At 62.7% G+C, this 15,881-nt stretch carries 15 protein-coding genes; 5 read left to right on the plus strand and 10 right to left on the minus strand.

Annotation, left to right across the window (positions count from 1 at the left end; all coding sequences use genetic code 11):
- Positions 1-72 precede the first annotated feature (72 nt).
- The 3 genes from MESS4_RS23270 (at position 73) to MESS4_RS23280 (ending at position 4,237) form a co-directional block, all read left to right on the plus strand.
- Positions 73-1,005 carry an alpha/beta hydrolase gene (locus MESS4_RS23270; protein WP_006336297.1) on the plus strand — a complete coding sequence of 311 codons (933 nt, stop codon included), beginning with the start codon at positions 73-75 and terminating at the stop codon, positions 1,003-1,005.
- Positions 1,006-1,415: 410 nt separating this feature from the next.
- Complete coding sequence (locus tag MESS4_RS23275; RefSeq protein WP_006336298.1) at positions 1,416-2,591, plus strand: CaiB/BaiF CoA-transferase family protein; 1,176 nt, start codon at positions 1,416-1,418, stop codon at positions 2,589-2,591.
- Complete coding sequence (locus MESS4_RS23280) at positions 2,588-4,237, plus strand: thiamine pyrophosphate-binding protein (RefSeq protein WP_006336299.1); 1,650 nt, start codon at positions 2,588-2,590, stop codon at positions 4,235-4,237. Before MESS4_RS23275 ends, MESS4_RS23280 begins: the two co-directional genes overlap by 4 nt.
- Before the next feature lie 27 nt (positions 4,238-4,264).
- Here the strand turns inward: MESS4_RS23280 and MESS4_RS23285 are convergent, their stop codons facing one another.
- From MESS4_RS23285 to MESS4_RS23310, 5 genes are all read right to left on the minus strand, one after another.
- Positions 4,265-4,708 carry a CHRD domain-containing protein gene (locus tag MESS4_RS23285; RefSeq protein WP_006336300.1) on the minus strand — a complete coding sequence of 148 codons (444 nt, stop codon included), beginning with the start codon at positions 4,706-4,708 and terminating at the stop codon, positions 4,265-4,267.
- Positions 4,709-4,887: 179 nt separating this feature from the next.
- Complete coding sequence (locus MESS4_RS23290; protein WP_006336305.1) at positions 4,888-5,859, minus strand: ABC transporter substrate-binding protein; 972 nt, start codon at positions 5,857-5,859, stop codon at positions 4,888-4,890.
- Between the two features lie 39 nt (positions 5,860-5,898).
- Positions 5,899-7,017, minus strand: coding sequence for an ABC transporter permease (locus MESS4_RS23295; RefSeq protein ID WP_085987833.1), 1,119 nt, complete (start codon positions 7,015-7,017; stop codon positions 5,899-5,901).
- Positions 7,018-7,031: 14 nt separating this feature from the next.
- Positions 7,032-7,910, minus strand: a complete 879-nt coding sequence (locus MESS4_RS23300) for an ABC transporter permease (RefSeq protein WP_006336307.1) — start codon at positions 7,908-7,910, stop codon at positions 7,032-7,034.
- Positions 7,911-8,313: 403 nt separating this feature from the next.
- Entirely contained in the window at positions 8,314-9,105 is a 792-nt protein-coding gene (locus MESS4_RS23310) for an ABC transporter ATP-binding protein (protein ID WP_006336309.1), read from the minus strand.
- 113 nt (positions 9,106-9,218) lie between these two features.
- Here MESS4_RS23310 and MESS4_RS23315 point away from each other — a divergent pair, with 113 nt between their 5' ends.
- On the plus strand, positions 9,219-9,623 hold the full coding sequence (locus MESS4_RS23315; protein WP_006336310.1) for a cupin domain-containing protein: 405 nt from the start codon (positions 9,219-9,221) through the stop codon (positions 9,621-9,623).
- 17 nt (positions 9,624-9,640) lie between these two features.
- On the opposite strand, the gene hydA is transcribed toward MESS4_RS23315, so the two are convergent.
- From hydA to MESS4_RS23340, 5 genes are all read right to left on the minus strand, one after another.
- Positions 9,641-11,092, minus strand: a complete 1,452-nt coding sequence (gene hydA, locus MESS4_RS23320; RefSeq protein ID WP_006336311.1) for a dihydropyrimidinase — start codon at positions 11,090-11,092, stop codon at positions 9,641-9,643.
- 83 nt (positions 11,093-11,175) lie between these two features.
- Entirely contained in the window at positions 11,176-11,556 is a 381-nt protein-coding gene (locus MESS4_RS23325) for an endonuclease domain-containing protein (protein WP_244441190.1), read from the minus strand.
- Between the two features lie 244 nt (positions 11,557-11,800).
- Positions 11,801-13,051: a Zn-dependent hydrolase gene (locus MESS4_RS23330; protein WP_036241927.1), complete on the minus strand. Its 1,251-nt coding sequence runs from the start codon at positions 13,049-13,051 to the stop codon at positions 11,801-11,803.
- Positions 13,052-13,492, minus strand: a complete 441-nt coding sequence (locus tag MESS4_RS23335; protein WP_036241928.1) for an endonuclease domain-containing protein — start codon at positions 13,490-13,492, stop codon at positions 13,052-13,054.
- Between the two features lie 112 nt (positions 13,493-13,604).
- On the minus strand, positions 13,605-14,933 hold the full coding sequence (locus MESS4_RS23340) for an aspartate aminotransferase family protein (RefSeq protein ID WP_036241929.1): 1,329 nt from the start codon (positions 14,931-14,933) through the stop codon (positions 13,605-13,607).
- 254 nt (positions 14,934-15,187) lie between these two features.
- Between MESS4_RS23340 and MESS4_RS23345 the strand changes: the two genes are divergently transcribed.
- Positions 15,188-15,817 carry a TetR family transcriptional regulator C-terminal domain-containing protein gene (locus MESS4_RS23345; protein ID WP_006336323.1) on the plus strand — a complete coding sequence of 210 codons (630 nt, stop codon included), beginning with the start codon at positions 15,188-15,190 and terminating at the stop codon, positions 15,815-15,817.
- The last annotated feature ends 64 nt before the right edge of the window (positions 15,818-15,881 follow it).

Raw genomic sequence — 15,881 nt, forward strand, 5'->3', positions numbered from 1 at the left:
GATTGACGCAGGATAGGCGCCGGCACACAACGCTTTACAAGCGTGAAAAACGCGTTGGGAACGAAGCGGGAAATGTCATTCAGCCAACAGCGCGTGCTGCGATCGCCGACCGGGGCCGAGCTCAACCTCTATGTCAAACGCGCCGAGGCCCGCCCGCGCGCCGTGGTCCAGATCAACCACGGCCTGGCCGAGCACGCCGCGCGCTATGTCCGCTTCGCCACCTTTCTGGGTCAGCGCGGCTTCCATGTCTACGCCCATGACCATCGCGGCCATGGCGCAACCAGGGCGTCCGATGCCCCGCTCGGCAGGTTCGCTCAAACGGATGGCGGCGCCAAGGTCATCGCCGATGTCGCCGCCGTGCACGATCTGATCGCCAGCGAACATCCCGGTCTTCCGGTCATCCTTTTCGGCCATTCGATGGGTGGCCTCGTCGCCCTGAATTTCATGCTTGCCCATTCGAACCGATTGCACGCCGCCGCCATCTGGAACGCCAACTTTTCCACTGGGCTCGCCGGCCGTGCCGCCCTGGCCATCCTGGGCTGGGAAAAATTCCGGCTGGGTTCCGACATGCCGTCGCGCATGCTGCCGAGGCTCACTTTCCAGGCCTGGGGCAAGGCTGTCCCCGATCGCCGCACGCCATTCGACTGGCTGTCGCGCGACGCGGCCGAAGTCGACAAATATGTCGCCGATCCGCTCTGCGGCTGGGACGCCTCGGTGTCGATGTGGCGCGACGTGTTCGGCTTCATCTTCCACGGCGCCGCCGATGCCAATTTTTCCGCTGTCCGCAAGACGCTGCCGATCTCACTGGTCGGCGGCGAAAAGGACCCGGCCACCGATGGCGGCAAGGCGGTCAGCCACCTTGCTGGGCGTATGCGCAGGATGGGCTTTTCGAATCTCGTTTCAAAGGTTTACGCCGAGACCCGCCACGAAAGCCTGAACGAGGTGAACAGAGATATCATCATGAATGATTTCGCCGCATGGGCCGTCGGCGTCCTGAAAGCCTGATGGGTTGGCCCATCGCAAGGCTCGTGACAGCGGCACGCGGGGTTGCTAGTTCCTCTGCGCAGAGGTTTTGACGGGTCTCTTGCGTTGGCGAATCACATGCCTTGGAGATTAACCGAAACGCTCATCGCCTCGTCATCCTGGGGCGGAGCAAGGAGCGAAACGACGCGGCGCAGACCCCAGTTGCCATGCCGTGACTTCAGAGTGCCGCTGCGGCGCAGAATTCTGCTCCGCTGCACTCTTCGACTAAGGTTACGGCATGGATCCCAGGGTCTCCGCGACGGAGCTGCGCTCCTGCTTCGCCCAGGGATGACGAAGTTGGGGAGGCCTCGGCCAATCCCGAATGTTTATGATGGTCTGACATGCATAAAACAGAAATCCAGGCTGCGCTTCCGATCAACCTGTGGTGATCCATGACTGAGCCTCCGCTGAAAGGCGTCCGCGTCATCGAACTCGCCCGCATCCTGGCCGGGCCATGGGCCGGTCAGTTGCTGGCCGATCTCGGCGCCGACGTCATCAAGGTCGAGAGCCCGGATGGCGGCGATGACACCCGCAAATGGGGGCCGCCCTTCGTCATGAGCCATGACGGCGAGAACCTGTCGGCCGCCTATTACCATGCCTGCAATCGCGGCAAGCGCTCCATCGCCGTCGACTTCTCGACACCGGAAGGCGCCGAGACGATACGCCGGCTGGTCGCGACAGCGGACGTGCTGATCGAGAACTTCAAGCTCGGCGGCCTCAGGAAATACGGCCTCGATCATGACAATCTGCGCAAGATCAACCCGCGCCTGATCTACTGCTCGATCACCGGCTTCGGCCAGGACGGACCCTATGCGCCACGCGCCGGCTATGATTTCATCATCCAGGGCATGGCCGGCATGATGTCGATCACCGGCGAGGCCGGGCGCGAGCCGCAAAAGGCTGGCGTCGCCATCTCCGATATCTTCACCGGCCTCTATTCGGTCATCGCCATCCAGGCCGCCCTTCGCCATGCCGAGAAGACCGGCGAAGGCCAGCATATCGACATGGCGCTCTACGACAGCCAGATCTCGGCGCTCGGCAACCAGAACCTCAATTATCTGGTCTCCGGAAAATCGCCGGTGCAGATGGGCAATGCGCATATGAACATCGCGCCCTATGAAGTGCTGCCAGTCAGGGATGGTCACATAATCCTGGCTGTCGGCAATGACGGCCAGTTTGCCAAATTCTGCGCCACGGTCGGGCTCGATGAATTGCCCGCGAATCCCGATTTCGCCACCAATCCAGCCCGCGTCGCCAACCGGGTGAAGCTGCGCGAACGCATGATCGACACGCTGAAGGCATTCGATCGCGATCCGTTGCTGGCCAAGCTGGAAGCCGCAAGCGTGCCGGCCAGCCCGATCAACAATATCGGCCAGATGTTTGCCGATCCGCAGACGATTGCGCGCGGCATGCGGCTCGACCTCGACGACGGCCACGGCAATATCTTGCCTTCGGTGCGCGCGCCGATGGTCATGTCCGGCACGCCGCTCGTCTATGAGCGGCCCTCGCCGCGTCTGGGCGAACACACCGAAGAAATCCTTGCCGAGCTGGAGAGATCAGGAAAATGAAGACCGGCGGACAACTGATCGTCGATGCGCTCGAAGCCAACGGCACCGACCGCCTCTATTGCGTGCCGGGAGAATCTTATCTGGCGGTGCTCGACGCGCTGCACGATTCGCCGATCCGCACCATCGTCTGCCGCCAGGAAGGCGGTGCTGCGATGATGGCCGACTGCCATGGCCGCCTCACCGGCAAGCCCGGCATCTGCTTCGTTACCCGCGGCCCCGGTGCCACCAACGCCTCGGCCGGCATTCACATCGCCATGCAGGATTCGGTTCCCGTCATCCTGTTCATCGGCCAGGTCGCCAGCCACGCCAAGCAGCGCGAGGCCTTCCAGGAAGTGGATTACGTCAGGTTCTTCGGCGACATCGCCAAATGGGTGGTCGAGATCGACGATGCCTCGCGCATTCCCGAATTCATCACCCGCGCCTTCGCGGTGGCGACCTCGGGTCGCCCCGGACCGGTGGTCATCTCGCTGCCCGAGGACATGCTGACCAGCATGGCCGAAGCGCCCGCAGCCTTGCACTATACGCGTGTCGAAACCTCGCCCGGTGAAGCCGAACTCGACCGGCTCGAAGCGCTGCTCAATGCCGCGAAACGCCCGTTCGTGATCCTGGGCGGCACGCGTTGGGATTCCAATGCCGTGCAGGAAATGCAGCGCATCGCCGAAGCCTGGTCGCTGCCGGTCGGCTGTTCCTTCCGCCGCCAGATGCTGTTCGATCATCTCCATCCGAATTATGCCGGCGACGTCGGCATCGGCATCAACCCGAAGCTCGCCACGGCCATCAAACAGGCCGATCTGGTGCTGCTGATCGGCGGCCGCATGGGCGAAATGCCATCCTCCGACTACACGTTGCTGAAGAGCCCCTACCCCGACCAGACGCTGGTTCATGTCCACGCCGACGCCGGCGAGCTCGGCCGCGTCTACCGGCCAACGCTGGCGATCAACGCCTCGCCTTCCGCCTTCGTGCGGTCCTTCGCCAGGAGAAAAGGACAGGCGTCGCCGAGCTGGGCCCGCGAAACCGAACGCCTGCATGCGGCGTACCTCGATTGGTCGACACCGCCGGAAACCGGCCCCGGTCCGGTGCAGATGGGCCTGATCTTGAACTATCTCGGAACGGTGCTGCCCGACGATGCGATCCTTACCAATGGCGCCGGCAATTATGCCACCTGGGTGCATCGCTTCTACCGCTCCCGCCGCTTCGCTACCCAGGCGGCACCCACCTCCGGCTCGATGGGCTACGGCACGCCGGCCGCGGTCGCCGCCAAGGAATTGTTCCCGGATCGCGACGTCATCGCCTTTGCCGGCGACGGCTGCTTCCTGATGAACGGCCAGGAGTTCGCCACCGCCGTGCAATACAATCTCCCGATCGTCGTCATCGTCGTCAACAACGGCATTTACGGCACCATCCGCATGCACCAGGAGCGGGAGTATCCCGGCCGCGTCGTCGCGACCGATCTCAAGAATCCTGACTTTGCCGCCTTGGCCCGCGCCTATGGCGGCCATGGCGAAACGGTCGACAAAACAGCGGATTTCGCGCCCGCCTTCGAGCGCGCGCGAGCCAGCGGCAAGCCCTCGATCGTAGAGATCAAGCTCGACCCAGAGGCCATCACGCCGACCCGCACGATGACCCAGATTCGCGACAAAGCCTGACAAACAGGGCGGCTGCCCTGTTTGCCGCTATTCGGCCTTCTCGATCTGCCCGCGGATCTCGCCGTCCTTATGAGCGGCGGTGTGGATGTTGATGTAATATTTGCCGGCCATCAGGTCGGCGGCCTGCGCGTCCGTCAGTTCCGCCGACCCCTTGAACGGGCTTTTCGGGGCCCCCTTGAACGGGATGACGACGTCGGCATTTTCACCCTTTGCCGCCGGGCCGTGAATATGTTCGGCCGTTGCCGGCCCGCTGAGGCCGGCATATTTTACCGCCCAGCTGAGCCGCTTGGTGGCGGTGTCGAAGACGAGCGCGGCCGAACCCTCGCCCTTCGTGGTGACCGGCGGGCTCTGCTGAGCGCCATCAAGCGTCGCCTTCATCTTCACCATGTCGGCCAGGGCCGGTGAAGCACACAGGATGGAGGCCGAGAGGGCCAGCGCCGAAAGCATCGGCGAAAAGGATTGCATGCGCATGGAAATCTCCATTGTCCGGTAGCATCCGCCAAGCTGGATACTACCGCCATAACGCCTGCGCGAAACGGATGTTTCCTTGGGGTAACGCCTATTTTACGTCGCAGCAAAAAGGGGCGGTCGCCCGCCCCTTTTCGAATTGCCGACCCCAACGCTTGTTGATCGGTCCTATTTGATCGCCCCTATTTGATCGCCTTGTCGGTAATGGCGGTCGTGTAGGCGCCGGTCGGCACCTTGGTGATGATCTTCTGGTCGAGCAGCGCCTTGGCGGTGCGCTCGTAGGTCGTCGGATCGAGCTTGCCGTCGGCATTGTCGATCAGCTTGGCGACTTCGCCCATCATGCGCTTCTGGTGGTTCTCGTCCTGGCCGCCATTGTCCATGACGATGCCGGCCGCCTCGTCCGAATTGTCGACGGCATATTTCCAGCCCTTCATCGAAGCACGCACGAAGCGCACCATCTTGTCCTCGAAGGCCGGATCCTTGAGCTTGTCCTCGGACGCGTAGAGCCCGTCTTCAAGCAGGTCGTTGCCCATGGCCGAATAGTTGAACACGGTCAGCTCTTCCGGCTTGTAGCCGGCGTCGATGAGCTGCCAGTACTCGTTGTAGGTCATCACCGAGATGCAATCCGCCTGCTTCTGGATCAGCGGCTGCACGTCAAAACTCTGCTTCAGCACGGTGACGCCGTCCGGTCCGCCCTCGGTCTTGAGGCCGAGCTTGTTCATCCAGGCGTAGAACGGATATTCGTTGCCGAAGAACCAGACGCCGAGCGTACGGCCCTTGAAGTCCGCTTCGGTCTTGACCGGACCGTCCTTCGGGCAGACCAGCTCCATGCCGGCCTTCTTGAACGGCTGGGCGATGTTGACCAGCGGCACGCCCTTTTCGCGGGCGGCCAGCGCGCCGCCCATCCAGTCGACGATGACGTCGGCGCCGCCGCCGGCGATCACCTGCTCCGGAGCGATATCGGGACCGCCGGGCTTGATATCGACGTCGAGACCCTCGGCGTCGTAGAAGCCCTTGGCCTTGGCGACATAATAGCCGGCGAACTGGGCCTGTGTGACCCATTTCAGCTGCAGCGTCACCTTGTCGGCGGCCAGCGCCTGGAAAGCGGCCAGCGACATCGCGCCGGCCAGTACAGGAATAACAAGTCTTTTCATATTTTTACCCTCTGAAGTTAGTGCCCTAAAACCCACCGCCTATCCACCACGGACAGAGGGGTGCCAAAACGTGACGGCTCTCTCAAAAAGAGCGACCACGCCATAAAAGACCGAACCCGCAAGTGCTGCAACTGCGATTTCGGCCCAGACCATGTCGATGTTCATCCGCCCCACCTCGGTCGAAATGCGGAATCCCATGCCGACGACAGGCGTGCCGAAGAACTCGGCGACGATGGCGCCGATCAGCGCCAGCGTCGAATTGATCTTCAGCGCGTTGAAGATGAAGGGGGCCGCCGCCGGCAGCCGGAGCTTGAACAGCGTCTGCCAATAGCCCGAGGCATAGGTGCGCATCAGGTCGCGCTCCATGTGCCCTGACGCGGCCAGCCCGGCGACCGTATTCACAAGCATCGGGAAGAAGGTCATGATGATGACGACCGCCGCCTTGGACTGCCAGTCGAAGCCGAACCACATCACCATGATCGGCGCCACGCCGATGATCGGCAGCGCCGAGACCATATTGCCGATCGGCAGCAGGCCACGGCGGAAGAACGGCACGCGGTCGGCAAGGATGGCGGTGAGAAACCCGGCGCCGCTGCCGACGACATAGCCAAAAATCACCGCCTTGAAGATGGTCTGGCGCACATCGGCCGCCAGGATCGGCAAAGAATTGGCGATGCGCGCACCGACGGCGCTTGGCGGCGGCAGCAGGATGAACGGGATGCCGGCGCCCCTGGTGATCGCTTCCCAGAGGATCAGTACCCAGGCGCCGAAGATCGCCGGGATGATCAGGCGCAGTGCCGCCCGTGCCCACTTCTCGGTGGGGCGCAATGAGGACAGCAACGCCACGCAACGCCAGGCGAGCAACCAGGCTGCGGCAAGCAGCAGGAAGAACGATATGCGGGCGGTGCCCTCGTTTCCCGCCAGCCCATGCAGCAGCGCCCAGACCGCGCCATGCGCACCAATGAACAGGCAGGTCGCCGCGATTGCGGGTGGAAATCGATCCATCTGGATCGCAAACAGCAGCAAAATGAAGATCAAAGCCAATGTCGCGATCTCATAGCCGGGCGTGGCAGTGACAAGCGGCCCCGAAAAAAGGGCGCCGACAAGGAGCGCAAGCGCGGCAAACCCCTGCCAGGAACGAGGCGTGATCGACGCCAGGCTCGGAAGTGAACTCATGCCGGCCTCCCGCCCATCGCGCGGTCGACGAGGCGGCCGGCGATGCCGACCACCATCACCAGCAGCGCCGCCACCACCGAGCCGGCGACAAGCGCCGACCAGATGTCGATGGTCTGGCTGTAATAGGCGCCGGCGAGCAGCTTGGCGCCGATGCCGGCGACGGCACCGGTCGGCAACTCACCGACGATGGCGCCGACCAGGCTCGCCGCCACCGCCACCTTCATCGAGGTGAACAGGAACGGCACCGAAGCCGGCACGCGCAATTTCCAGAAGGTCTGCGCGCGGCTCGCATTATAGGTGTGCATCAGGTCGAGATGCGTGAGTTCGGGCGAGCGCAGCCCCTTCACCATACCGACCGCCACCGGGAAGAACGACAGATAGGTCGAGATCAGCGCCTTCGGGATCAGCCCGGTGATGCCGATCGCCGCCAGCACGACGATGATCATCGGCGCCACCGCCAGGATCGGAATGGTTTGCGAGGCGATGATCCACGGCATCAGGCTGCGGTCGAGCGTCGCCACATGCACGATACCGACGGCAATCACGATGCCGAGCGCGGTGCCGAAAGCGAAGCCGAGCAGCGTCGACGACAGCGTCACCCAGGCATTGTAGACGAGGCTGCGGTTCGAGGTGACGCTGCGCAAAAAAGTGTTTTCGAAGAAGTTCACCGCCACCTGATGCGGCGCCGGCAATGTCGGTTTCGGCTGCGCCATCGTCTTGCCGATGAATTCGACAACGCCTGGTGTCTCGTTGGCGCGACGGTCAAGATCGCGCTGGAACGGCGTGTTGAGGATGACGGCAAAGACATACCAGACCATCACGATGCCCACGAGGATCGAGGTCACGGGGATAAGCTTGTCGCGAAAGCTATCCATCTAGCAGGCCTCGCCAGTTCGGCACGCTCTGTGCGACGCGAGAGGCGACCACGCTTTCGTCATCCTAGGGCGGAGCACCCGCGAAGCGGCGTGCGTAGACCCTAGGATCCATGCCGTGACGTTGGCCGAAAAGCCCAGGCGGTTCAGAATGTCTGCGACGCGAGTCCCGACGGTCGACGTTGCCTTCGGATCGGGATCACTGTTCCGCACCGTCGCAAAGCGGAGAGGTAACGGCATGGATCCTAGGGTCTGCGCCGCGTCGCTTCGCTCCTTGCTTCGCCCTAGGATGACGAAGGCGTGTTTGGTTGCGCCCTCGATGCACGCCGCTTCGCGGCTGCTCCGCCCTAGGATGACGAAGTCATGAAACGCCTCCCCGACGGGGAGAGGAGGGAGTTCGTCCCGCTCAATCCTCATAGCTGTGCCCCGCGTGAAGGCCATCGCGCACGCGCGCCGCGATCGCCAGGAACTCCGGCGTTTCGCGGATATGGAGCGGTCGCTGCTTGGGCAGCGACGATTCGATGACGTCGCTGACGCGGCCCGGTCGCGGTGACATGACGACAATCCGCGTCGACAGATAAACCGCCTCGGGAATCGAATGCGTTACGAAGCAGATCGTCTTGTTGGTGCGCTCCCATAGCTCCAGCAGCTGTTTGTTGAGATGGTCGCGCACGATCTCGTCGAGTGCGCCGAACGGCTCGTCCATCAAAAGCAGATCGGCGTCGAAGGCGAGCGCCCGCGCGATCGAGGCGCGCTGCTGCATGCCGCCCGAAAGCTGCCAGGGATACTTCTTCTCGAAGCCCGAGAGGTTGACGAGGTCGAGCGTGCGCTTGATACGTTCCGCCTGCTCCGCCGTGGAGAGACCCATGACCTCCAAAGGCAGCGCCACATTGCGCTCGATCGTGCGCCAGGGGAACAGGGCCGCCGCCTGGAAGACATAGCCGTAAGCGCGCTTTTCGCGGGCCTGCTCCGGCGTCATGCCGTTGACGGAGATGGTTCCCGAGGTCGGTTTCTCCAGATCGGCGATCACCCTGAGCAAGGTCGTCTTGCCGCAGCCGGACGGGCCGATGAAGGAGACAAATTCACCCTTGCCGATGGTCAGGTCGACATCTGTCAGCGCCTGCACCGGGCCATCATTGGTGCTGAAGGTAAGGCCGAGCTTGCTTGCCGAAACGACGGCTGGCGAAGTTCCCGTCATCGGCGGCGGCCTGCCTTGCCGCACTGATACGCTGGATGAAATGCGGTTGTTTTTGCGTTTGCGTTGATGTCCATTCGTCTCGCCCAATCGACCCGTCAAACGGAAGGTCTCCGATGTCGTCCAAACCCACTTGTCATCTTATCCGTCCTGAAAGCACTTATGAAGGCAAGCAGGGACTGACCTATTTCGCCGGCATCGCCACTGAGACCGTCGGCTCTTCCGGCATCTGCATGCACATTCTCACCATGCCGCCCGGCGCCCGCGCCAGGGCGCACATGCATGAAAGCCATGAAACGGCGATCTACGTGCTCTCCGGCGAGGTCCATACCTGGTATGGCGACCGGCTCGAACAGCATATTGTGGTCAAGGCAGGCGACCTCTTCTACATCCCGGCCGGTGTCCCGCATCTGCCCGCCAATCTGAGCGACAGCCCCTCTTCGGCGGTCATCGCCCGCACCGATCCCAACGAACAGGAAAGCGTTGTCCTGCTGCCGGAACTGGATGCGCTGGTCGCCTGAGGCGAAAACCAAGCAGCTCAAACCCCGGTCGCCGGAATGCCTGTGCGTTCCACCTTGCGCGGCGCGGAAATCTCCTTCCACGTCGACAGCGCCCGGTTGACCGCGGCATTCGGCTCGCGGCCGACGAATTCGCCATGGCCGGGCTTTGCCTTCACCTCGGCTTCCTGGATCGCCAGTTCGCCGCGCGAGAAGACGAAGCGCGGCAGGCCGGTCACCTCAAAGCCTTCGAAGACATTATAGTCGATCACCGATTGCTGCTTCTTGGCCGTGATCTTCTTCTTGCGTTTCGGGTCCCAGACGACGATGTCGGCATCCGCGCCTTCGACGATGGCGCCCTTCTTCGGATACATGTTGAGGATCTTGGCGATGTTGGTCGAGGTCACCGCGACGAATTCGTTCATCGTCAGCCGGCCGGTGTTGACGCCTTTCGTCCATAGCACCGACAAGCGGTCCTCGAGCCCGCCAGTGCCGTTCGGGATTTTCGTGAAATCGCCGACGCCGTTGCGCTTTTGGCTAGTGGTGAAGGCGCAATGGTCGGTCGCCACCACTTGCAGCGATCCGGCCTGCAGGCCGGCCCACAGCGAATCCTGATGCAATTTGTTGCGGAAGGGCGGGCTCATGACGCGGCGCGCCGCATGGTCCCAGTCCTTGTCGAAATATTCGCTCTCGTCGAGCGTCAGGTGCTGGATCAGCGGCTCGCCGAACACGCGCATGCCCTTTTGCCGCGCGCGACGAATGGCTTCGTGGCTCTGCTCGCAGGAGACATGCACGACATAGAGCGGCACGCCGGCCATGTCGGCGATCATGATGGCGCGGTTGGTCGCCTCGCCTTCCACTTCCGGCGGTCGCGAATAGGCGTGTCCTTCGGGGCCGTTGTTGCCGGCGGCCAGAAGCTTTTGCGACAGGGCGGCCACCACGTCGCCATTCTCGGCATGGACCAGCGGCAGTGCGCCGAGATCGGCGCAGCGCTGGAACGACGCATACATTTCGTCGTCGTCGACCATCAGCGCGCCCTTGTAGGCCATGAAGTGCTTGAACGAGGTGATGCCCTTGTCGACTACGGTCGCCATCTCGTCGAACACCTGCTTGCCCCACCAGGTGATCGCCATGTGGAAGGAATAGTCGCAGGACGCCTTCGAGGTCTTGTTGTCCCACATCTGCAGGGCTTCGAGCAGCGACTGCTGCGGCGACGGCAGGCAGAAATCGACCACCATCGTCGTGCCGCCGGAGAGTGCCGCGCGCGTGCCGCTCTCGAAATCATCGGCCGAATAGGTGCCCATGAACGGCATTTCGAGATGGGTATGCGGGTCGATCCCGCCCGGCATCACATAGCAGCCGGTGGCGTCGAACTCATGGTCACCGTGAAGGTTCGAGCCGATGGCGACGATCTTGCCGTGCTGCATGAGCAAATCGGCCTTCCATGTGCGGTCGGCGGTGACGATCGTGCCGTTTCGGATGACTTTGGTCATTTTTCTGTTCCCTTGTGCTGTCGCGCTTCTTGTGAGCGTCTTGCTTGATCGGGCCGGTTCAGGATCGAGAACCTGAACGGCCTCTACATGACTCCAACTTCCCGCAATATCTCCTCGACGCAACCATCGAAGGAATTCGCCAGGTCTCCCGTCGAAAACCGCAACACACGATAGCCCTGTCGCCCAAACCATGCATCGCGTATTCGATCCTTCTCCATTTGCTCAGGCGTGAAGTGATGCTCTCCGTCCACTTCGATGACGAGGTTCTTCTCATGCAGAACGAAGTCCGCGACGTAAGGTCCGATCGGCGCCTGCTTTCTGGCATGCAGGCCGTAAAGGCGACGGAACTCTTTCAATTCAGACCAGAGCTTGCGTTCGCCATCCGTCATGTTTCGGCGCAACAACCTTGCGCGCTTGATGGCTGCTGGATCGATCGCGCTCGGTGCCAAGACGAGTACCCCCACCCTCAATCTCTTCCCGCAAAGGCAGAGAAATCGCATATGAATTCTTTGCGAAGAGGGACCCCCACCCTAACCCTCCCCACGAGGGGGAGGGAATGCTGCCGCGCAAACAGACTTACGACCTTGGCGCTCGAAACGTTGGTAATTTGCCGCAGATCGGCGCTGACAGGAGTTCCCTCCCCCTTGTGGGGAGGGTTAGGGTGGGGGTCCCTCTTCGCAAGAATCCATCTGGTCCAGCCCAAACCTCTCACCCCACGATCCCCGCCGTCTCCACCACCGCATGGAACAGCACGTCGGCGCCGGCTGCTGCCCATTCCTTGGTGATTTCCTCGGCCTCGTTGTGGCTCAACCCATCGACGCAGGGACACATCACCATCGCCGTCGGCGCGACGCGGTTGATCCAGCAGGCGTCGTGGCCGGCGCCGGAGACGATGTTGCGGTGCGTGTAGCCCAGGCGCTCCGCCGCATCCCGCACAGCCTTGACGCAGCCCGCGTCGAAAGTAACCGGATCGAAATGGCCGACCTGCTCGATCTTGTATTTGATGTCGAGCGCATCGCAGATCGTGTCGATGCCTTCACGGATACGACCGTCCATCGCGTCCAGCACTTCCTTTTCCGGCGAGCGGATGTCGATGGTGAAGACGGTGCGGCCGGCGATGATGTTGCGCGAGTTGGGATAGACCTCCATATGGCCGACCGCGCCGACGGCGTCCGGCTGGTAGTCCATGGCGATCTCGTGCACCAGTTCGATCACACGCGCCATGCCGAGCCCGGCATTGCGGCGCTTGGGCATCGGCGTCGAGCCGGTATGGGCTTCCTTGCCGGTCAGCGTCACCTGCAGCCATTTCAGCCCCTGGCCGTGGGTGACGACGCCGATGTCGATGCCCTCGTCCTCGAGGATCGGCCCCTGTTCGATGTGCAGTTCGAAGAAGGCGTGGATCTTGCGCTCGCCAACCTTCTCAGTGCCTTTCCAGCCGATGCGTTCCAGCTCCTCGCCGAACTTCTTGCCGTTCTTGTCGACATGCTCATAGACGTCGGCCTGGTCGAGCACGCCGGCGAAGACGCCTGAGGCCATCATGGCGGGGGCGAAGCGCGCGCCCTCCTCGTTGGTCCAGTTGGTGACGACGATCGGATGCCTGGTCTTGATGCCGAGATCGTTGAGCGAGCGCACCACCTCCAGCCCGCCGAGCACGCCGAGCACGCCGTCATATTTGCCGCCGGTGGGCTGGGTGTCGAGGTGGCTGCCGACATAGACCGGCGGCAGGTCGGGGTCGGTGCCCTCGCGGCGGGCAAACATGGTGCCCATCTCGTCAAGGCCCATTTCGAGCCCGGCCGCCGCGCACCAGCGCTTGAACAAATGCCGGCCCTCGCCGTCCTCGTCGGTCACGGTCTGGCGATTGTTGCCGCCGGCAATGCCGGGGCCAATCTTCGCCATCTCCATTATCGAATCCCACAAACGGTCTGAATTCACTCGCAGATTCTCGCCGGGGGCAGCCATTCAAAACCTCATCGTTTGCGCGGCGTCCCCCTCCCCCTCGAGGGGAGGGTGGCCGCGAAGCGGTCGGGTGGGGTCGCCGAACATGCGCGCGACCTTCTCCTTGACCACCTGCGCGACATGCCAGGCGCTGTTTATGACATCAGGCTCATCGACGCGAAAGATATCGAACCCGAGCGATCGCAGATAGGCATCGCGGACGGCGTCGTGCCGTTTGCCCCTCTCCTGTTCGTGCAAATCGCCATCCACTTCCACCACCAGCTTTACAGCAAGGCAAGCGAAGTCGACGATATAAGGTCCGATCGGGCACTGGCGGCGGAACTTGATGCCGGCCGATTTCAGCTCGCGCAGCTCATACCACAGCAAGGATTCTCCCTTGGTCGCATGAACTCGAAGCGCGCGCGCCTTTTGGCGCATTTCGAAGCTCACGCCGGTACGGGGCATTAGAAGCAACCTCGCAACGAGAGATCAGGTCGGCGCGCGGCACCACCGACCCCACCCGACCGCTTCGCGGCCACCCTCCCCTCGAGGGGGAGGGAAAGCTGCGGCCAGGTCTTCAATCTATCGACCTCAGCACATCACGCACGTGGTCGATCAATTCGTTGATCTGGCCCTTGGTTATGATCAGCGGCGGCGATAGCGCGATGATGTCGCCGGTGGTGCGGATCAGCGCGCCGCGCTCGAACGCCTTGACGAAGGCCGAGAAGGCCCTTTTGGTCGGCTGCCCGGCGATCGGCGCCAGCTCGATCGCGCCGATCAGGCCGATGTTTCTGATATCGATGACGTTGGGCTCGCCCTTCAGCGAATGCAGCGCGTCTTCCCAATAGGGCGCCAGCTCCTCGCCGCGGGTCAGCAGCCCCTCTTCCTTGTAGGTGTCGAGCGTACCGAGCGCCGCCGCGCAGGCGATCGGATTGCCCGAATAGGTGTAGCCGTGGAAGAACTCGATCATGTGCTCGGGGCCGGTCATGAAGGCGTCGTGGATCTCCTTCTTGACGAACACCGCGCCCATCGGGATGACGCCGTTGGAGACGCCCTTGGCCGTCGTCATGATGTCGGGCGTGACGCCGAAATAATCGGCGGCGAACGGCGTGCCGAGCCGGCCGAAACCGGTGATGACCTCATCGAAGATCAGAAGAATGCCGTGCTTGGTGCAGATCTCGCGCAGCTTCTGCAAATAACCCTTCGGCGGCAGGATGACACCGGTCGAACCGGCGACCGGCTCGACGATGACGGCCGCAATGGTCGAGGCGTCATGCAGGGTAACGATACGCTCCAGCTCGTTGGCCAGTTCCGCGCCATGCTCCGGCACGCCCTTGGAGAAGGCATTCTTCTCCGGCAGATGCGTGTGCGGCATATGGTCGACACCGCCGAGCAACGTGCCGAACATCTTGCGGTTGCTGACGATGCCGCCGACCGAAATGCCGCCGAAATTGACGCCGTGATAGCCGCGCTCGCGGCCGATCAGGCGGGTGCGCGAACCCTCGCCTTTGACGCGGTGATAGGCGATCGCCATCTTCAGCGCGGTGTCGACCGATTCCGAACCGGAATTGGTGAAGAACACGTGGTCCATGCCTTTCGGCGCGATGTCGACCAGGCGGTTGGCCAGTTCGAACACGATCGGGTGGCCCATCTGGAAGGCCGGCGCATAGTCGAGCTCGGCCGCCTGGTGCTGGATCGCCTCGGTGATTTTCGGGCGGCAATGGCCGGCATTGACGCACCACAGCCCAGCAGTGCCGTCGAGAACCTTGCGGCCGTCGCTGGTCGTGTAGTGCATGTCCTTGGCGGACACGAACATGCGCGGCGCCTGCTTGAACTGCCGGTTTGCCGTGAACGGCATCCAGAATGCGCTGAGATCGTTCGGCGTGACTTTCAGCCGGTTGGACATGACCAAGACTTCCCCTTGTAACCTGTTTCGGTGCGGCTAACGCTTGGTCTTCCCGACATTTGGTCTTCGCTGCGTTTTCGTGCTACGCAAATTTTGACCGATTGGACAAACGTTAGCACCGCCGTGTCGGCGGTCAAGGGACTACTAGCGGAAATGCGGCATCGGAAGCGCGCTCCACAGGCCGGGGAAAAACTGGTCCAGAGAATTGGTCCAGATGGGCCTCAGCGCGGCGGCGCGCAAGGGTGACGGACGCCATGGAAGGCTCAGCTCCTCGCCGCACCCGCATCCAGCAGGAAAAGCGCGAACTCATCCTGGAAGCCGCGCTCGAAGTCTTCTCCACCAACGGGTTTCGCGGCTCCACCATCGACCAGATCGCCGAAGCCGCCGGCATGTCGAAGCCGAACCTGCTCTACTATTTCCGCCGCAAGGAAGACATCCACGAAACGCTGATGGAGCGACTGCTTGCGACCTGGCTGGCGCCGCTGCGCGAGCTCGACGACATCGGCGATCCCATGACCGAATTGCGCAGCTACATCAGGCGCAAGCTCGAAATGGCGCGGGATTTCCCCAGGGAAAGCCGGCTGTTCGCCAACGAGATCCTGCAGGGCGCGCCGCGCATCATGCCGCTGCTGGAAGGCGAGTTGAAGACGCTGGTCGACGAGAAGGCCACAGTCATCAAGGGCTGGATGCGGGCCGGCAAGATCGCCCGCACCGACCCCTGGCACCTGATCTTCTCGATCTGGGCAACGACCCAGCACTATGCCGATTTCGACGTCCAGGTTCGCGCCGTGCTCGGCGCCGACCGCGGCGGCGACGGCCGCTTCGAGGATGCCGCGAGGTTCCTCGAGCAACTGTTCATCGACGGGCTGAAGCCGAAAAACTAGCGGCAGTGGAGACTGGCCGAAGCACTCGTCGCTTCGTCATCCTGGGGCGTAGCAAGGAGCGAAG

This window comes from Mesorhizobium sp. STM 4661 (assembly GCF_000359125.1).
Lineage (GTDB): Bacteria > Pseudomonadota > Alphaproteobacteria > Rhizobiales > Rhizobiaceae > Mesorhizobium.